This window comes from Halostagnicola larsenii XH-48 (assembly GCF_000517625.1).
GTDB lineage: Archaea > Halobacteriota > Halobacteria > Halobacteriales > Natrialbaceae > Halostagnicola > Halostagnicola larsenii.
The window spans coordinates 2,558,221-2,574,083 of sequence record NZ_CP007055.1; the positions used below are offsets into that span (position 1 = coordinate 2,558,221).

The 15,863-nt window shown below is 64.1% G+C and carries 15 protein-coding genes; 6 read left to right on the forward strand and 9 right to left on the reverse strand.

Annotated features, from left to right (window positions below; genetic code table 11):
* Window positions 1-124: 124 nt before the first annotated feature.
* The 6 genes from lpdA to HALLA_RS12970 form a co-directional block, all read right to left on the reverse strand.
* Window positions 125-1,594, reverse strand: a complete 1,470-nt coding sequence (gene lpdA, locus HALLA_RS12945) for a dihydrolipoyl dehydrogenase (RefSeq protein ID WP_049953747.1) — start codon at window positions 1,592-1,594, stop codon at window positions 125-127.
* An 81-nt stretch (window positions 1,595-1,675) separates the two neighbouring features.
* Window positions 1,676-3,292: a dihydrolipoamide acetyltransferase family protein gene (locus HALLA_RS12950; RefSeq protein WP_049953748.1), complete on the reverse strand. Its 1,617-nt coding sequence runs from the start codon at window positions 3,290-3,292 to the stop codon at window positions 1,676-1,678.
* Window position 3,293: 1 nt separating this feature from the next.
* Window positions 3,294-4,292 (reverse strand): alpha-ketoacid dehydrogenase subunit beta, encoded by a 999-nt coding sequence (locus tag HALLA_RS12955; RefSeq protein ID WP_049953749.1) that lies wholly within the window; start codon window positions 4,290-4,292, stop codon window positions 3,294-3,296.
* A 2-nt stretch (window positions 4,293-4,294) separates the two neighbouring features.
* Window positions 4,295-5,404, reverse strand: coding sequence for a pyruvate dehydrogenase (acetyl-transferring) E1 component subunit alpha (gene pdhA / locus HALLA_RS12960; protein WP_049953750.1), 1,110 nt, complete (start codon window positions 5,402-5,404; stop codon window positions 4,295-4,297).
* A 323-nt stretch (window positions 5,405-5,727) separates the two neighbouring features.
* Window positions 5,728-6,693, reverse strand: coding sequence for a lipoyl synthase (gene lipA, locus HALLA_RS12965; RefSeq protein WP_049953751.1), 966 nt, complete (start codon window positions 6,691-6,693; stop codon window positions 5,728-5,730).
* A gap of 242 nt (window positions 6,694-6,935) precedes the next feature.
* Window positions 6,936-7,130, reverse strand: coding sequence for a cold-shock protein (locus tag HALLA_RS12970; RefSeq protein ID WP_049953752.1), 195 nt, complete (start codon window positions 7,128-7,130; stop codon window positions 6,936-6,938).
* Window positions 7,131-7,380: 250 nt separating this feature from the next.
* Here HALLA_RS12970 and HALLA_RS12975 point away from each other — a divergent pair, with 250 nt between their 5' ends.
* Window positions 7,381-7,938, forward strand: a complete 558-nt coding sequence (locus HALLA_RS12975; RefSeq protein ID WP_049953753.1) for a DUF6789 family protein — start codon at window positions 7,381-7,383, stop codon at window positions 7,936-7,938.
* 62 nt (window positions 7,939-8,000) lie between these two features.
* On the opposite strand, the gene HALLA_RS12980 is transcribed toward HALLA_RS12975, so the two are convergent.
* The 3 genes from HALLA_RS12980 to HALLA_RS12990 form a co-directional block, all read right to left on the reverse strand.
* A complete protein-coding gene (locus HALLA_RS12980) occupies window positions 8,001-8,225 on the reverse strand; it encodes a hypothetical protein (RefSeq protein ID WP_049953754.1) in 225 nt (74 codons plus the stop codon).
* A gap of 146 nt (window positions 8,226-8,371) precedes the next feature.
* Window positions 8,372-8,962: a hypothetical protein gene (locus HALLA_RS12985; protein WP_049953755.1), complete on the reverse strand. Its 591-nt coding sequence runs from the start codon at window positions 8,960-8,962 to the stop codon at window positions 8,372-8,374.
* Window positions 8,963-9,069: 107 nt separating this feature from the next.
* Window positions 9,070-10,110 (reverse strand): LLM class flavin-dependent oxidoreductase, encoded by a 1,041-nt coding sequence (locus HALLA_RS12990; RefSeq protein ID WP_049953756.1) that lies wholly within the window; start codon window positions 10,108-10,110, stop codon window positions 9,070-9,072.
* A 190-nt stretch (window positions 10,111-10,300) separates the two neighbouring features.
* On the opposite strand from HALLA_RS12990, the gene HALLA_RS12995 reads away from it, so the two are divergent.
* The 5 genes from HALLA_RS12995 to HALLA_RS13015 all read left to right on the forward strand — a co-directional run bounded on the left by HALLA_RS12995 (window position 10,301) and on the right by HALLA_RS13015 (window position 15,833).
* Complete coding sequence (locus tag HALLA_RS12995; RefSeq protein ID WP_049953757.1) at window positions 10,301-12,325, forward strand: helix-hairpin-helix domain-containing protein; 2,025 nt, start codon at window positions 10,301-10,303, stop codon at window positions 12,323-12,325.
* Window positions 12,326-12,483: 158 nt separating this feature from the next.
* Window positions 12,484-13,878: an MFS transporter gene (locus tag HALLA_RS13000; RefSeq protein ID WP_049953758.1), complete on the forward strand. Its 1,395-nt coding sequence runs from the start codon at window positions 12,484-12,486 to the stop codon at window positions 13,876-13,878.
* 87 nt (window positions 13,879-13,965) lie between these two features.
* Window positions 13,966-14,133, forward strand: coding sequence for a hypothetical protein (locus tag HALLA_RS21100; RefSeq protein ID WP_169732141.1), 168 nt, complete (start codon window positions 13,966-13,968; stop codon window positions 14,131-14,133).
* A 73-nt stretch (window positions 14,134-14,206) separates the two neighbouring features.
* On the forward strand, window positions 14,207-15,337 hold the full coding sequence (locus HALLA_RS13010) for an ORC1-type DNA replication protein (protein ID WP_049953760.1): 1,131 nt from the start codon (window positions 14,207-14,209) through the stop codon (window positions 15,335-15,337).
* A 97-nt stretch (window positions 15,338-15,434) separates the two neighbouring features.
* Entirely contained in the window at window positions 15,435-15,833 is a 399-nt protein-coding gene (locus tag HALLA_RS13015) for a DUF2267 domain-containing protein (protein WP_049953761.1), read from the forward strand.
* Window positions 15,834-15,863 lie beyond the last annotated feature (30 nt).

Here is a 15,863-nt window from a genome sequence, read left to right on the forward strand (position 1 = left end):
GTTCGTAACCCCTCGAGTTCCATCGCCTGTTCGGAGACGATCGCAGTCGCCACCGTACGCTCGGCTCGATAATCCGATAGCACCGAGAAAAACGGAAGGTGGACGAGAAGAGACCGTTATGGATCTACCGGTTGAGCGTGTGGATCGCTTGGCCGAGCGCGTTTTCGGCGGCCTCCATCACGGATTCTGAGAGCGTCGGATGGGTATGTACCGTTCGAGCGATGTCCTCGAGCGTCGCGCCGAGTTCGATCGCGAGGCCGAGTTCTGCGATCAGTTCGGAGGCCTCGGGAGCGACGATCTGTGCGCCGAGGATGAATCCGGCCTCCTCGTCGGCGACGATGCGAACGAAGCCGTCGGATTCGTTCATCGTCAGGGCTCGACCGCTCGCACGAAGCGGGAATTCGCCGACGAGAGGCTCGAATCCCTGTTCGGACGCTTCGTCCTCGGTCAGTCCGACGGTTCCGATCTCGGGTTCGGTGAACACGGCGGCGGGCATCGCCTGATAGTCGATCGCCGAGGGTTCGCCGGCGATCACTTCGGCGGCGACTTGCCCCTCCATCGATCCCTTGTGAGCGAGCATGGGTTCCCCGGCGACGTCGCCGACGGCAAAGACGTGCTCTCGGTTCGTCCGAGCGCGATCGTCCGTCGGGATGAACCCTCGTTCGTCGGTCTCGATACCGGCAGCCTCGAGGTCGAGCGTATCCGAGACCGGTTTGCGGCCGACTGCGACGAGCACCTTCTCGGCGTCGAGTTCGAGCGACTCCGCGTCGGCGGTTTCTAACTCGCCGCCGTCGGTCGCCGGTTCCGCGACGGGGTCGGCGACGACGCGGATTCCGTCGCCGTCCTCTATGTCGTGCCACTCGGCGGCGGTGTAGCCGAACTCGAAGTCGACGCCGAGTGATTCCGCGCGCTTGCGAACGGGACGCGAGAGGTCATCGTCGTAGCCCGGCAGGGCGTCCTCGAGCATCTCGAGGACCGTCACGTCGGTGCCGAGTTTCGCGAAGACGCCGGCCAGTTCCATCCCGATGTAGCCCGCGCCGACGATGACCAGCGACTCGGGGACTGACTCGAGCGCGAGCGCCTGCCGCGAGTCGAGGACGGGTTCGTCGCCGTACTCGAAGCCGGGGATCTCGATGGGGCGCGATCCGGTTGCGATGATCGCGTCCTCGAACTCGAGGGTCTCGCTGCCCTGACCTTCACCGTCGTGAGAGACCCGGACCGTGTTCTCGCCGTCGAACCGGGCGGTTCCCTCGAGTAAGTTGACCTGGTTCGCCTTGCAGAGTTTTTCGACCCCGCCTGTGAGCTGGTCGACGACGCCGTCCTTCCAGTTCATCATTCCCGAGAGGTCGATCGCGGGATTGGCGTGGATGCCCATCTCTTCGGCGTGGCTCGCCTCGTGGGCGACGTTCGTCGCCGAAATAAGCGCCTTCGAGGGGATACAGCCGTGGTTCAGACAGGTCCCGCCGTAGGCGTCCCGCTCGACGAGCGTCACGTCGAGGTCCAGTTGTCCGGCACGGATCGCGGCCACGTAGCCCGCGGGTCCAGCGCCGATTACCAGTACGTCCGTGCCAGTTGTGACATCTCCAACGACCATTGTAGTGAGTCTCCGTGTTCGCTCGTGAGTCCGTTCGCCCGCCCGCTACTTCAACAGTAGCAGTCGGAAATCCGCGAGCCCCTACTGCAACAAGAGCAGTTCGGGGTCCTCGAGGTACTCCATCAGCGCGTTCGTAAACCGCGCGCCGACCGCGCCGTCGATCAGACGGTGATCGAACGACAGCGACAGGGTCATGATCGAGCGCGGTTCGATCGATTCGGTGCCGTCTTCGTCGGTGACGACGCGAGGCTTGCGCTTGATCTCGCCGATCGCGAGGATCCCCGACTCGGGATAGTTGAGGATCGGCGTCGCGTACTCGCCGCCGATGCCGCCGACGTTCGTGATCGTGAACGTCGATCCCCGCAGTTCCTCGGGAGAGATCGACCGCTCTCGAGCCTTCTGGACGAGTTCGTTCGTCTCGGAGGCGATCTGTAGCAGCCCTTTCCCGTCCGCATCTTCGACGACGGGGACCATCAAACCGACGTCGGTCGCCGTGGCGACGCCGATGTTGTAGTAGTTCCGGTAGACGATTTCCTCGTTGTCCTCGTCGATCACCGCGTTCATCTCGGGGAACTCCTCGAGAGCGGCGACGACGGCTTTCGTGATAAAGGGCATGTACGTCAGTTTGATCCCTTCCTCCGCGGCGCGGGGTTTGAGTCGCTCCCGGAGTTCGACGAGGTCGGTGACATCGACCTCGTCGTGGTGGGTGACGTGCGGCGCGCTGTACTTCGATTCGACCATCGCGTCGGCGATGGCTTTTCGGACGCCTTTGAACGGCTCTCGGCGCTCGCGTTCACCCTCGAACCCGCCGGCGCTCGAAGAGACGGCGGCCGCGTCGGCTTCCTGGGCCTCTCGCTGCATCGTCGCGTACTCCGTTACCGCCTCCGGAGTCACGAACGGCTTGCCGTCCCGCGTCTCGTCCGTGGGAACGGTATCGATGTCGATCCCTTCTTCCTCGGCGAGCCGCCGCGTCGCGGGTGCCGCGAGCGTTCGATCCCGATCAGCTGACTCGAGCTTTTCCCGCGGCTGAGTCGCCCTATCGGCCGGTTCCATGGCTCCACTCGAGTCCGAAGCGGTGGATTCGCTCCCGGAATCGGCGCTCGAGGCCGATTCGTCGGGTGACGCTGTCGAACGCTCGTCCGGAGTGTCGGAATCCGATCGTTCGTCGGCGGCCGCTCGAACGTCCCCGTCGGTGATCCGCCCGCCTGGACCGCTCCCCTGAATGGACTCGAGGTCGACGCCTTCTTCGCGCGCTATGCGTCGCACTCGCGGGGGCGCGAACACTCGTCCTTCGGGCGTGGCGATCTCCTCGATGTCGCCTCCCGTCGCACCCGGATCACCGGCAGGTCCATCTTCGGCGTCAGTGTGGGTCGCCGATTCGGTTTCGGATTCGGGAGTCGACGTCGAATCGGCCCGGTCGTCGCCCGTTTCGACGTCCGCCCCGTCCGCCGGTTCCTCGCCCTCGACGTCGAACGTGATGATCACGTCGCCGACGGGGACGATTTCGCCCGCTTCGGCGCGCAGTTCCCTGACGGAGCCGTCGACGGGCGAGGGCACTTCGACGAGCGCTTTGTCCGTCTCGACCTCGGCGACGGGCTGGTCCTCCGAGACCGAATCGCCTTCTTCGACCAGCCACGAGACGAGTTCGCCTTCGGCGACCCCCTCGCCGACGTCGGGGAGTTTGAACTCGCGAACCATCTCAGAAATCCACCGCGTTTCGGATGCCCGACTCGATGCGCGCCGGTTCGGGCAGGTAGTAGTCCTCGAGCGCGTACAGCGGGAACGGGGTGTCGAAGCCGCTGATGCGTTCGACCGGTGCCTCCTGGTAGAGCAGCGCTTCCTCCTGGATCGTCGCGGCGATTTCAGCGCCGAGGCCGCCCGTCTTCGGTGCTTCGTGAACGACGGCGGCCCTGCCCGTCTTCTTGAACGAGTCGACGATAGTGTCGGTATCCAGTGGAGACATCGTCCGCAGGTCGACGACCTCGACGTCGATCTCGCCCGCGAGGTTCTCGGCCGCCTCGAGAGTCGGCCTGGTCATCGCGCCCCACGTGAAAACGGAGATATCGGTACCCTCGCGGCGAACCGCGGCCTCGCCGAGTGGCACCTCGTATGATTCTGTGGGGACCTCCTCGCGGAACGCCCGGTAGATGAGCTTCGGCTCGAGGAAGATGACCGGGTCAGGGTCGCGGATCGCGCTCGTGAGGAGCCCCTTCGTGTCGTAGGGCGTCGACGGGATGACGACCTTGAGCCCGGGCTGGTGGACGAACATCGCTTCGGTCGACTCGGAGTGGTGTTCGGGGGCGCGAATGCCGCCGCCGTAGGGTGCGCGAACGACCATCGGACACGTGTATCGCCCGCGCGAGCGCGTGCGAAGGCGCGCGGCGTGACTGACGATCTGGTCGAACGCGGGGTAGATAAAGCCCATGAACTGCATCTCGGGGACGGGGCGCATCCCGTAGGCCGCCATCCCGATGGCCGTCCCGATGATACCGGACTCGGCGAGCGGCGTGTCGATGACCCGGTTCTCGCCGAACTCGTCGTAGAGCCCTTCGGTCGCGCGGAACACGCCGCCGTTTCGGCCGACGTCCTCGCCCATGACGAGCACGTCTTCGTCGCGTTCCATCTCCGTGTAGAGTCCGTCCCTGACCGCCTGTACGAGCGTGAGATTCTCGGCCTCCGTTGTGGATTGTGCTGACATCGTTAGTCCTCTAAGAGCGCGTCGTCACCGTGGCGCTCGCGAATCGTTTCGAACCACTCGAGCTGTTCCTGTAATCGTTTGGGCATCCCCTCGTACACGTGGGCGAATATTTCCTCGGGGTCGGGGCGTCGAACGTTCTCGGCGGCCTCGATGGCATCTGCGACCTCGCTCTCGACGCGCGAATCGATCGCGTCGACGCGCTCGTCGTCGAGAATCCCTTCCGAACGCAGGAACGACTCGAGGCGCGGAATCGGGTCCTTCTGTTTCCAGCGCTCGACTTCGTCGTCGTCGCGGTAGACCGACGGATCGTCGGCCGTCGTGTGCGCGCCGAACCGGTACTGGACGGCCTCGATCAGCGTCGGTCGAAGTTCGCCCTGTCCCGGATCCTTCGCCTTCTCGACGGCGTCGCGGGTTACTTTGTACACCGCCAGCGGATCCATCCCGTCGACCTGAACGCCGTCGAAGCCGTACGCGGTGGCCTTCTGGGCGAGGGTCGCGCTCGCGGTCTGGCGCGCTCGCGGAACCGAGATCGCCCACTGGTTGTTGTTACAGAAAAAGACCGTCGGGGTGTCGAAGACGCCCGCGAAGTTCAGCCCCTCGTGGAAGTCGCCCTCGCTCGTCGCTCCGTCGCCGAAGTAACAGAGGAAAGCCTTCTGCTCGCCCTTGAGTTTCGACGCCCACGCGGCACCCGTCGCGTGGGGGATCTGGGTCGCGATCGGAACCGCGACCGTGAACGTGTTCGAATCCTCGGAGATCCGGTTTCCGCGTTCGTGACCCATCCAGTACAGCATCGTCCGCTTCAGGGACGTACCGCGGACGAGCGCCGTCCCGTGCTCGCGGTAGCTCGGAAACACCCAGTCGTCGTCCTCGAGCGCGTGGGCGCTTCCGATCTGTGCGCCCTCCTGTCCGGACAGCGGCGGATACGTCCCCATACGTCCCTGACGCTGGAGACTGACCGCGCGCTGATCGAAGTGACGAACCAGTCGCATCTGCTCGTACATTTCGACCATCTCCTCGGCCGAGATGTCGGGCACCGACGCGCCCTCGAGGAGTTGGCCGGTATCGTCGAGCACCTGCACCTTCTCTCGAGGATCGCGCTGTAACGTACTCATGGAAAGAACCTCCGTAGCATACCCGTAGCAAGGATCGCTCGAGATAAAGAATTTTCGTATAAACTTTACTCTTGGGTGTAAAATTGCCACTGCTGTACAGATGTGTTCAGCGACCCGAGTGTTGGACGGACGAATGTCTTATTTTCCGACGAGCGGGAGGAGGCCGCGTAACAGATCCTGCACAACGGCCGTCGTTTTGGACGGACGAACAACTCTCGGGAACAATACCCGCACAGCAGGAGAACACAACGAGAACCACGCAGCGAGTACCAACGTTTGCACTGGTCTCTCGAGCGCGTTTCTCACCCGCGTCTGTTGGCCCGCTACTTCGCGCGCGTCTGGCGAGCCTGTTCGCGTGCGCGTTCGATACTCTTGCCCTCGCGCAACACCGCGTCCACGAACAACTCTCCAGCCTTGTACGAGGAGCGAACCATCGGCCCGCTGGCGCAGTAGAGATAGCCCAGTTCGTCCTCGGCGACGCGTCGCCACGTCTCGTACTTGTCGGGGTGGTCGTAGCGCTTCACGTCGAGGTGTGACCTCGAGGGCTGGAGGTACTGTCCCAGCGTGACGATATCGACTCCGCGCTCGCGCAGATCCGCCAGCGTCTGGTAGACCTCGTGGTCGTACTCGCCGTGGCCGAGCATGATCGAGGTCTTGGTGTAGATGTCCGCGTTCCGGTCGACGTACTCGAGCACGCCGAGGCTCTGTTCGTAACTCGCACGCCGATCTCGGACCGGGAACTGGAGCCGTTCGACGGTTTCGACGTTGTGCGCGATGACGTCCGGCTCAGCGTCGATGATCTTCTCGAGGAGCCGTTTTTCGCCCTGGAAATCCGGGATGAGGACTTCGACGAGGATGCCGGGGTGGCGGCGTTTGATCTCGCGAATAGTCTCTGCGAACTGCCCCGCGCCCTGATCCGGTAGGTCGTCCCGGTCGACGCTCGTGAGGACGACGTAATCGAGGCCGATTTCGGCGACGGCGCTCGCGACGTTTTCGGGTTCGTCGGGATCGAGCGGTTCCATCCCGCCAGTTTCGACGTCACAGAAGTTACAGCCTCGAGAGCACCGATCACCGAGCAGCATGAACGTCGCCGTCCCGCCGCCCCGGTCGTTCGCATCGGCCGACGGGCCGCTCGAGCGGCCGGACCAGCACTCGCCGAGATTCGGGCAGTTAGCTTCCTCACAGACGGTGTGGAGGTTTTGCTCCCGAAGCGTCTCGCGGATATCGGCGAACTCCCGACCCGACGGCGGTCGCGTTTTCAGCCAGTCGGGCTTTCGCGAACGACTCATACCCCGATACTGGTGACCCGTCGTGAAAATCGTAGTGGTGTCCACTCACGATCTTGTCACGAACGTCCGGGATATCCGCTCGAGCACGCAGTTTCACCGCGAGTGGCTCTCGAAGCCCTGACGACGGGCAGCAGCTGTTCTCGAGGCTCACTGACTCGAGGACGAAGTGAGCGTACCGCGAGAGCGGTCGCTCTCGAGTACGTGAAGAAAGTGAAAAATCCGGCTACTGAACGCGGACCGTATTACAAACGGGTGACGTTGGTTGCGCGGGGACCTTTCGGTGCCTGTTCGATGTCGAATTCGATCTCTGTACCTTCTTCGAGGTCCGGGCCGCCAACGTCTTCCATGTGGAAGAACACGTCGTCGTCCGCATCTTCTGTCTCGATGAAACCGTAGCCGCCTGTGTCGTTGAAGAAATCAACAGTGCCTTGCGCCATTACGACTAAATGGTGTGCCACGACACGTATAATGCTTGTGTTATATATTTCTGCAGAAAAAGATAGAAACGAGGCAGATCCGAGAAGGACGACACCTCAGTGAGAGATTTTCCCTAATTCCGCCCCATATTCGTACAATAGTGCGAGTTTCGTGTAATTTCTGGCAGTGCCCTCGAGATATCTCGGCAAAGACAGTCCCGCCGGCACCGACGTTAAGTTTCCATGGGGTGTACGACTGTTTCGAACTCCCATGGTTGTACTCGAGCGATTACGCAGGCGACAGGCAAGCACCGAAACGGAGGAGTCCGGCGCGCGCTCGCGGGCACAACACGCGGCGGCCGCCTCCGCCAACGGACTGCAGGCTGGGTTCGTTGCGACCTGTATCATGACGGCGTTTCGGCTCCCCATTCTTCGCTCGCTGCCCCCGTCGGCGAACTTCTGGAGCCAGTACGTAACCGGCGGAGATCCGGACGATCATCCGATTGCCGGGCTCGTTTTGCACCTCGTCTACGGCGTGAGTGCGGGCGCGGTATTCGGCGGTCTCTTCGCGCTTCAGGACGCCGAACGGTCGATCGAACCCGAACAGCGGGGACTGGTCTGGGGGGCGATCTACGGGATGGTGCTCTCGGCGTTCGGCTCCCAGATCATGCTCAGGGAGCTTCTGGATATCCGCCTCGAGAGCGACGAACTCGCGCTGTTTCACGCCGGACACCTCGTCTACGGACTCGCGCTCGGCGCGTGGGTCGGTTCGCGAACCGAGGGCGTCGAAGATCCGACGACGGAGTACGAATACGACGACGGCAACTGAGAATCGAGACGACGCCTAACGCCGCTTTGAAGTCTCGTCCGCTTCGGGTCACGCCGCGCGGGTCAGTTCGGGGTCGCTCCCGACGGACGCCCCCGGCGAAGGAGTTTGACGACGCCCTGTGCAGCCATCCCGATGAGGGCCCACTTCCAGGCGAAGACCGCGACGACGAGCAAGAGTACGCCGCGGATTCGCTTTCCGCGGTCGAACGATCGCTTCGCCTCGACTAAGACCGAGAGGACCGTCAGCGACCGGGTTGCTCTCGAGCCGAGCAGTCGTGTGAGTGCCATGCGCATTCTTTCCGAGCAGGCAGGATAACGACAGACCCGGAACGTGCAAGCCCGGAGGCGAATCGCCCGCTTCAATAACCCACCCAGGCCGGCGCGCGACCACGGCTGAAACAGTTCGGCTGAAGCTATCCATCCGTCTCGACGGGTTACTCTTTCTCGTTTGTATCGGTCGCGTCGTCAGTTGCAGCTTCCTGCTCCGCGTCACTCGTCCCGTCAGTTTCAGCCGCCTCGTCCGGCTTCGTCCTCGATTCGTCGGCAGCCTCGCGCCCGTTCGATTCGTCGGATTCGTCGTCGGTGACTTCCGCCGCGACGCCCTCGTCTATCGACATTTCGCCCGGCTCAGCCGGCTCTCCTTGTACATCCGGCTCGACGCGCTCGTCGATTTCGGCGTCCGAGCGCTCCGTCCTCGAAACGGAGTCGGCGTCGACAGCGAGATCGGTCCCGCCGGTCCGATCCGTCTCGGAAGGCGACTCACCGATCTCGATCGTTTGTGCGTCCTCGAGCCCGTCATCGCCGAATTCGTCCGACTCGAGCGTGTCCGTCACTCGTTGCTTGAGGGTCGAATCGTCGCGGTCTCGGCGGCGAACGAACAGGTAGACGAGCGCGCCGATTCCGAGCGCGAGGACGAGTTTCCGACCGAGACCTCCACTCGCCGAAGAACTGCCCTGTTGACCGTCCGTCGGGCGCTGAGCTGTCGCGTCTCTCTCGTTCCGTCCGGATCGCGGGAGACGAACCATGGGCGTCGTACCGTCCGAACGACGAAGTTCGTTTGGGGTGCATACACAGCCACCATCCCACCGGCGGACTCGAACGGCCGGCGAAAACGAAACCCGCTCAAGATCGATTAGCGCGCCGAAAGGCCCGCCGCCTCGGCGAGCAGTTCGTGCGATCGGAGCACGTCGTCGTGGGTGGCGAGTTGCTGCTGGATGACGACTTCGTCGACGCCCGTCTGGTCGGTCAGCTGTTCGAGTAACGTTCGGACGGTCGACGGACTGCCCGAAAGCTGGCGGGGCCACTCGCCGGGTTCGATCGTCGTCGGGGTCGGCTCCGGGACGTGTCCGAGTTCGTCGATCGCGGCCTCCGTCGAGCGGATCGGGGGGCGATCGATAGTCCCCTGTCGGAGTCGCTGGTGGGTCGCCTCGGTCGTCGCGCGAAGCCGGGCCGCCTCCTCGTCCGTCTCGGCGCAGGTGACGTTCGCCGCGACCATCCCGTGGGGTTCCTCGGGACCGGCACCGAACGAAGACGGTTCGAAGTTCTCCCGGTAGACCTTGAGCGCCCGAACCGCGGGGCCGGGTCTGATGAACGCCGCGAAGCAGTACCGGAGCCCGAGCTGGCCGGCGATGGCGGCGCTCGAGGGACTCGAGCCGAGGACCCAGATGTCGGGAACGGTCTCGCGTGCGCGGGCGAGCTCGAGCTGACTGAACGAGTGATCGTCCGGGAACCCGTCGTAGAGGTGAGCCGCGACCTCGTTTATCTTCTCCCGGTGATCCTCGTTGGAGCCCGCCCGGTGTTGGCTCCGGTCGGTCTGGAGCGCGCGGTCGCTGACCGGATTGCCGGTCGCCCGACCGAGTCCGAGGTCGATGCGACCGGGAGCGAGCGCGTCGAGCACGCTGAACGTCTCCGCGACCTTGTACGGGCTGTAGTGGTTGAGCAGGACCGTTCCGGAGCCAACCCGGATCTCGTCGGTCTTGGCGGCGACGTGCGGGATGAGCACCTCGGGTGTCGTACTCGCCAGCGAGTCGGTGAAATCGTGGTGCTCGGCCACCCAGACCCGCGAGTAACCGAGATCCTCCGCGTTTTGCGCTCGCTCGACGGTGTTCTCGAACGCGTCCGTTGCTGATCCGTCCTCGGGTATCGGCGCGAGGTCGACGATCGATAGATCCACACTGACAGATCGGGTCCAGCGAGTAATGAAAGGCGCGTTCTCGGGGGATACATCCGGAGATTTCGGCCGGTACCGCCGTCTCGAGCGCCGATAGCGCAGAACGGAGAGCCCGGCGGCCGAAGCGACGACGCCCTTTCCGACGATCGGCCGGGCGGGAGTTTTTTCTCGCTTCGATGGGATACGCCGGTCGATGGAACTCGAGACGATTCCGGGCGTCGGCGAGAAGACGGCTCGGTCGCTTGCAACGCTCGAGGATCCCGAGCGGGCGCTGAAATCGGGCGACGTGGCGGCGCTCGCGAAGGCACCGGGAATTACGCAGGGACGAGCCGCCCGGATCGCGCGCGGGGCGATCCGTCGCGAACACGACGACCCCGGTGGCTTCCTCGCGACCGAGCGCGCACGCGAGATCTACCGCGAGGTGCTCTCGCTGTGTAAAGAACGCACCGTGACGGAGTACGGAGCCCAGCGTCTCGAGACGATCTACCCGAGCCCGTGTCGGTCGCGGATCGAGGAGGTACAGACCTTCGCGCGCGAGGCGATCGAGCGCGACCCCGATCCGGCGGTCCTCGAGGCCCTCGAGGGGGTCGAACCGCTCGCGGATACCGGCGACGTCCAGGTTCGCGGACGATGTCTCGCGACGACCGACGCCGAGCGGTATACGGCCGCCCGCGAATCGATTCCGGAACTCTCGGTCGAGGTCGTCGAAGACGCACAGGGGTTAGCCGAACTCGCCCGGGGCTACTCGACGGTGATCGCCATCGACGAGGCGTTCGCCGGCGTCACCGTCGACGGCGACGTACAGGTCCGGCCCGACGCCCTCGAGAACCCTGCGGAGATCGTTCCCGAACGCTCGATCGCCTTTTTCGCTCACAATCGCGACAGCTTGCAGGCTGCCATCGCCGTCCACCGCAGCGCGGATCTCGAGACCGATTGCGACCTCGCGGCGCTCGAAGCCGGACTCGCCCGGGTGAACGACGACGGGACCGTCGCCGGCGACGACGAACTGGACCGACTCGCGACGGCGGTCGACGACCTCGAGGCGGCGGTCGGAGCGGCCGAATCCGTCGCGAACGATCACCTTCGCCAAGCGATCCGCGAACAGGACGTCACGATCGAAGGGTCGGATCTGCTCTCGCTGGTCGAACAGGGTGCGGGCGTCGACTCGTTGCTCTCTCGAGAACTCGCCGACGAGTACGCACGGGCCGTCGAAGCCGCCCGCGAGCACCTGATCGACGCGCTCGATCTCGACGCCGGCGAAGCCGAACTCGCACGCCGGACGTTCGGAGACGAACCGACGTTTCCGGTCGAACGCGACGAAGATACCGTCACTCGACTTCGAGAGGAGCTCACGGCGACCAGAGAACGCCGCGAGACGCGACTGAAGCGCGACCTGGCGGCTGACCTGGCTGATCAACGTGCGACAGCGGAGAACCTCGTTCGGAACGCCCTCGAACTCGATGTCGAACTCGCCATCGCTCGCTTTGCGCGCGATTTCGAGTGTACGATGCCGGAGTTCGTCGGCGGGTCAGCAGGATCGGCGGATTTAGCGAACGCGAACGGATCGGCCGGCGGTCGCGGATTCGAGATCGATGGCGGCCGATCGCCGTTGCTTTCGGAACCGCTCGAGGCGATCGAACCGGTCGACTACGGCGTCTCTGGCGTCGCGCTCCTGTCGGGTGTCAACAGCGGCGGGAAGACGTCGACGCTCGATCTGGTCGCCGGTGTCGTCGTGCTGGCGCACATGGGGCTGCCGGTGCCGGCTGATCGGGTTCGACTCGAGCGCTTCGAGTCGCTTCACTACCACGCCAAGACCCAGGGGACGCTCGACGCGGGCGCGTTCGAGTCGACGGTCAGGCAGTTCGCCGATCTGGCCGACGGCGGGGCGGGGTCGCTGGTGCTGGTCGACGAACTCGAGAGCATCACCGAACCCGGCGCGTCGGCGAAGATCATCGCGGGCATCCTCGAGGCGTTATCGGAAAACGGGGCGACGGCGGTGTTCGTCTCACACCTCGCGGGAGAAATCCGCGAGATGGCGATCTACGACGTGTCCGTCGACGGCATCGAAGCCGTGGGACTCGTCGACGGCGAACTCGAGGTCAACCGCTCGCCAATCAAAGACCACCTCGCGCGCTCGACGCCGGAACTAATCGTCGAGAAGTTAGCCGACGAGAGCGACGCCGTCTTCTACGACCGACTGCTCGAGAAGTTCTCGTGAGCGCCGTCGAACGCTCCCTCAGGGACGCACTACACGCCTCGGTACCGATACCTCGGTGAGCGGTAACTATTTACACGAGGTATCGTTACGTACGGCCGTGAGAGTTTGCCAACAGATGACAAAAAGGGCCCGGAGACGAGAGCGCTCGAGGTAACGCGATGGCAGAGACGAGCGCACTGAGATCCGATCCGAAGCTCTACGCTATTCTCGGCCTCGCCGGAGTCGGCGTACTCTCGAGCACGCTCGTCTCGCCGGCCTTGCCGGGGATGGCGTCGACGTTCGACCTGACGGAGGCTCGAGTCGGGATGGTGATGACCGCCTTTTTCCTGACCGCGGTCGTCGCGATTCCGACCGTCGGCGTCGTGACGGACGTCTGGGGACGCCGGCGGGTGTTTCTGGGATCATTACTCGTCTACGGCGTGGCGGGCACGCTGATCGGGTTCGTCGATACGTTCGGATTCGTATTGCTCCTCCGGGCGGTACAGGGATGTGCCTTCCCGGGTCTGCTGCCGATGGCGATCACGCTGATCGGCGACCTCTACGACGGGGCCGTCGCGACCACGGCCCAGGGGTATCTCACGAGCACCACCGGATTCGGCGGGATCGTTTCGCCGCTCGTCGCCGGCGTGCTCGTCGATATCTCCTGGCGGCTTCCCTTCTGGCTCTACGGGATTTCGTTCGCCGCGTTCGTCCTGTGTTACTGGTGGCTCCCGGAGCCCGATGCCGCACCGACGGATGAACGCTCGTCCGCGTTCGAGGACGGACAATCGTCCGCGCTCGAGTCGAACGCCGGTCCGAATCCCACGCCGGGGGCGAACCGATCCGCGGTTTCGAACCCCGCGTCGGAACGCAGCGAATTAGCAAACCCCGGTTCCACCCCGAATCACGAACAGGTGAGAGAGCCCGACGATGCGAACACGGGTGGAAATACCAGCGCCTGGATCGCCCGAGCTTCGGCCTGGATCACCCGGGTTTCGGGGATGATACGCGAGGTCGAAGACGCGCTCACGAGCGAGGCCCGAACCATCATCTGCGCCGTCGTCGCCCTGTTTTTCGTGCGCTACGCGCTGTTTACGTTCATGCCGCTGTACGCGGTCACCGTGTTAGGAACCAGCGAGTTTATCGGCGGCGTGGCCGTCGCCGTGCTCGGGTTAGGGCGGTTCGTTGCGGCACCCTACGCGGGACGGCTCGCTACCCGCGTCAGCCGGCCGACGATTCTGGTCTCGAGCCTGCTCTGTTTCGGCGTCGGAACCTGGGCGCTCCTCCTGACGACCGAGCCCTGGGCCGTCATCGTCATCCTCGGGCTGACGAGCGTCGGGGACGGCTTCTTCGACCCGGTCGCGAACGATATCGTCACGATGAGCGCCCCTGCGGCCGTCCGCGGTCGCATCGTTAGCGTCCTCGAGGTCGGCAAAACGGGGGCGATTGCGGTGTCGCCGGTCGCGTTCGGAGTCTTGCTCTCGGCGAGTTCCTACACGATACTGTTCCTGACAGGTGGGGCGCTCATGGCGATCACGTCGGGTATCGTCGGGCTGGTCCTGTTCGAACGTTAAAACCGCTGACCGAGACGTTCTATGGCACCCTCGAGCCCACTACTGTGCAAGTACAACGACTATCTCCGCTCGGACCAATTCGTTGGTATGGCATACCAATTCGAATGCCCGCGGGAGCGCTGTTCGTTCTTGGTTCGGGCCGACAGCGACGGAGAAGCGAAAACGCTGGCTCGAGCCCACGCTCGAGTGGCCCACAGTTCCAGGTTCGCCCCGGCGGATCTCAACCGATGGATCGAGTCCATCGAGACGGCCTGAAACGCGGGAGAATCGGAAACGGAAGCGCGTACGCCGAAAACAACTAAGTAGCTCCGAGAGCGTGGTGGAACTAATGGATGGGGACCCCGACGAGGGGATGTTGTCGTGGGACGAATCCGTGTTCCGGAACGAGCACGTCTTCGAGATCGACTACGTCCCTGAGACGTTCAAACACCGCGAGAGTCAGACCCAGAGTCTGACCTACGCCTTGCGACCCGCGGTTCGAGGGTCGCGCCCGCTGAACGTGATGGTTCGCGGGCCGCCGGGAACTGGCAAGACCACCGCGATTCAGAAACTGTTCGACGAAGTCGGCGCACAGACCGGCGACATTCGAACGATTCGGGTCAACTGTCAGGTCAACTCGACGCGCTACTCGGTGTTCTCGCGGCTGTTCGAGGGAACGTTCGACTACGAGCCGCCCTCGTCGGGCATCTCCTTCAAGAAGCTGTTCGGCCAGATCGCCGAGAAGCTCGTCGAGCAAGACCGCGTGTTAGTGGTCGCGCTCGACGACGTGAACTACCTCTTTTACGAGAACGAGGCCTCCGACACGCTCTATTCGCTGCTTCGGGCCCACGAGGAGTACCCCGGTGCGAAAATCGGCGTCGTCGTGGTCTCCTCCGACCCGACCCTCGAGGTGATCGACGAACTGGATTCGCGGGTCCAGAGCGTCTTCCGCCCCGAAGACGTCTACTTCCCGGTGTACGACCAGCCCGAAATCGTCGACATCCTCGACGAACGCGTCAGGCGAGGGTTCAACGACGGGGTCATCTCGCGAGAGACGCTCGAGTACGTCGCCGAACTGACCGCAGAAAGCGGCGACCTCCGGGTCGGCATCGACCTCCTTCGGCGGGCGGGACTCACCGCCGAGATGCGCGCCAGCCGCGTCGTCGAGCGCGAAGACGTCGAAAACGCCTACGAGAAGTCCAAGTACGTGAGCCTCTCCCAGAGCCTCTCGGGACTCAGCGACACGGAACGCGCCCTGATCGAGGTTATCGCCACAAACGACGGCGAACAGGCGGGGGCCGTCTACGACGCCTTCCGCGAGGAGACCGATCTGGGCTACACGCGCTACTCCGAAATCGTCAACAAACTCGACCAGCTCGGCCTGATCGAGGCCGATTACGCCGAAATCGACGGCCGCGGACGATCGCGGTCGCTGACGCTCGCCTACGAGAAAGAGGCGGTGTTGGATCGGCTCGAGTAACGGAGTAACATCACGGAAACGCGGACTCGGCTCGAACGGCCGCCAGACATGCATTTGCCAGCCGAACAGCCACCGATCAGCTGGCGCTACCCCGCGTATGGAGCGAGACGAGTTTTATCAGACCGTCGAACAGCGGGCCGAACTCGCGGACCGAGAGGACGCGGTCGACGCCACTCGAGCCGTCGTCCGAACGCTCGGCGAGCAACTCGAGACCGACGACGCACAGCGGCTTCACGGAGAACTGCCCGAAGGGATCGGCGACGAACTCACCGAGGGCAGCGACGACGAGCGGCTCTCGGGCGAGGAGTTCAATCAGCGGATCGAAAAACGCGCCACGAGGGTCGACACCGGCGACGCGGAGACGGTTGCGGTCGCCGTCGTCACCACGCTCCTAGAGCACGTCGACGAAACTGAACGCGAGCGACTCCTGGAACGCCTTGAGGCGTTCGGATACGATGAGTTACTCGAAGACATAGAGGCGATTGACGCGGGGTGAGCGACGGGATCTCCGGGGGAGACCCGAGAG

Excerpts from the sequence above, each read along its gene's own strand:
- lpdA (WP_049953747.1), bottom strand. The coding sequence starts at position 1,594 with ATGGTCGTTGGAGATGTCACAACTGGCACGGACGTACTGGTAATCGGC.
- HALLA_RS12950 (WP_049953748.1), bottom strand. The coding sequence starts at position 3,292 with ATGGTTCGCGAGTTCAAACTCCCCGACGTCGGCGAGGGGGTCGCCGAA.
- HALLA_RS12955 (WP_049953749.1), bottom strand. The coding sequence starts at position 4,292 with ATGTCAGCACAATCCACAACGGAGGCCGAGAATCTCACGCTCGTACAG.
- pdhA (WP_049953750.1), bottom strand. The coding sequence starts at position 5,404 with ATGAGTACGTTACAGCGCGATCCTCGAGAGAAGGTGCAGGTGCTCGAC.
- lipA (WP_049953751.1), bottom strand. The coding sequence starts at position 6,693 with ATGAGTCGTTCGCGAAAGCCCGACTGGCTGAAAACGCGACCGCCGTCG.
- HALLA_RS12970 (WP_049953752.1), bottom strand. The coding sequence starts at position 7,130 with ATGGCGCAAGGCACTGTTGATTTCTTCAACGACACAGGCGGCTACGGT.
- HALLA_RS12975 (WP_049953753.1), top strand. The coding sequence starts at position 7,381 with ATGGTTGTACTCGAGCGATTACGCAGGCGACAGGCAAGCACCGAAACG.
- HALLA_RS12980 (WP_049953754.1), bottom strand. The coding sequence starts at position 8,225 with ATGGCACTCACACGACTGCTCGGCTCGAGAGCAACCCGGTCGCTGACG.
- HALLA_RS12985 (WP_049953755.1), bottom strand. The coding sequence starts at position 8,962 with ATGGTTCGTCTCCCGCGATCCGGACGGAACGAGAGAGACGCGACAGCT.
- HALLA_RS12995 (WP_049953757.1), top strand. The coding sequence starts at position 10,301 with ATGGAACTCGAGACGATTCCGGGCGTCGGCGAGAAGACGGCTCGGTCG.
- HALLA_RS13000 (WP_049953758.1), top strand. The coding sequence starts at position 12,484 with ATGGCAGAGACGAGCGCACTGAGATCCGATCCGAAGCTCTACGCTATT.
- HALLA_RS21100 (WP_169732141.1), top strand. The coding sequence starts at position 13,966 with ATGGCATACCAATTCGAATGCCCGCGGGAGCGCTGTTCGTTCTTGGTT.
- HALLA_RS13010 (WP_049953760.1), top strand. The coding sequence starts at position 14,207 with ATGGATGGGGACCCCGACGAGGGGATGTTGTCGTGGGACGAATCCGTG.
- HALLA_RS13015 (WP_049953761.1), top strand. The coding sequence starts at position 15,435 with ATGGAGCGAGACGAGTTTTATCAGACCGTCGAACAGCGGGCCGAACTC.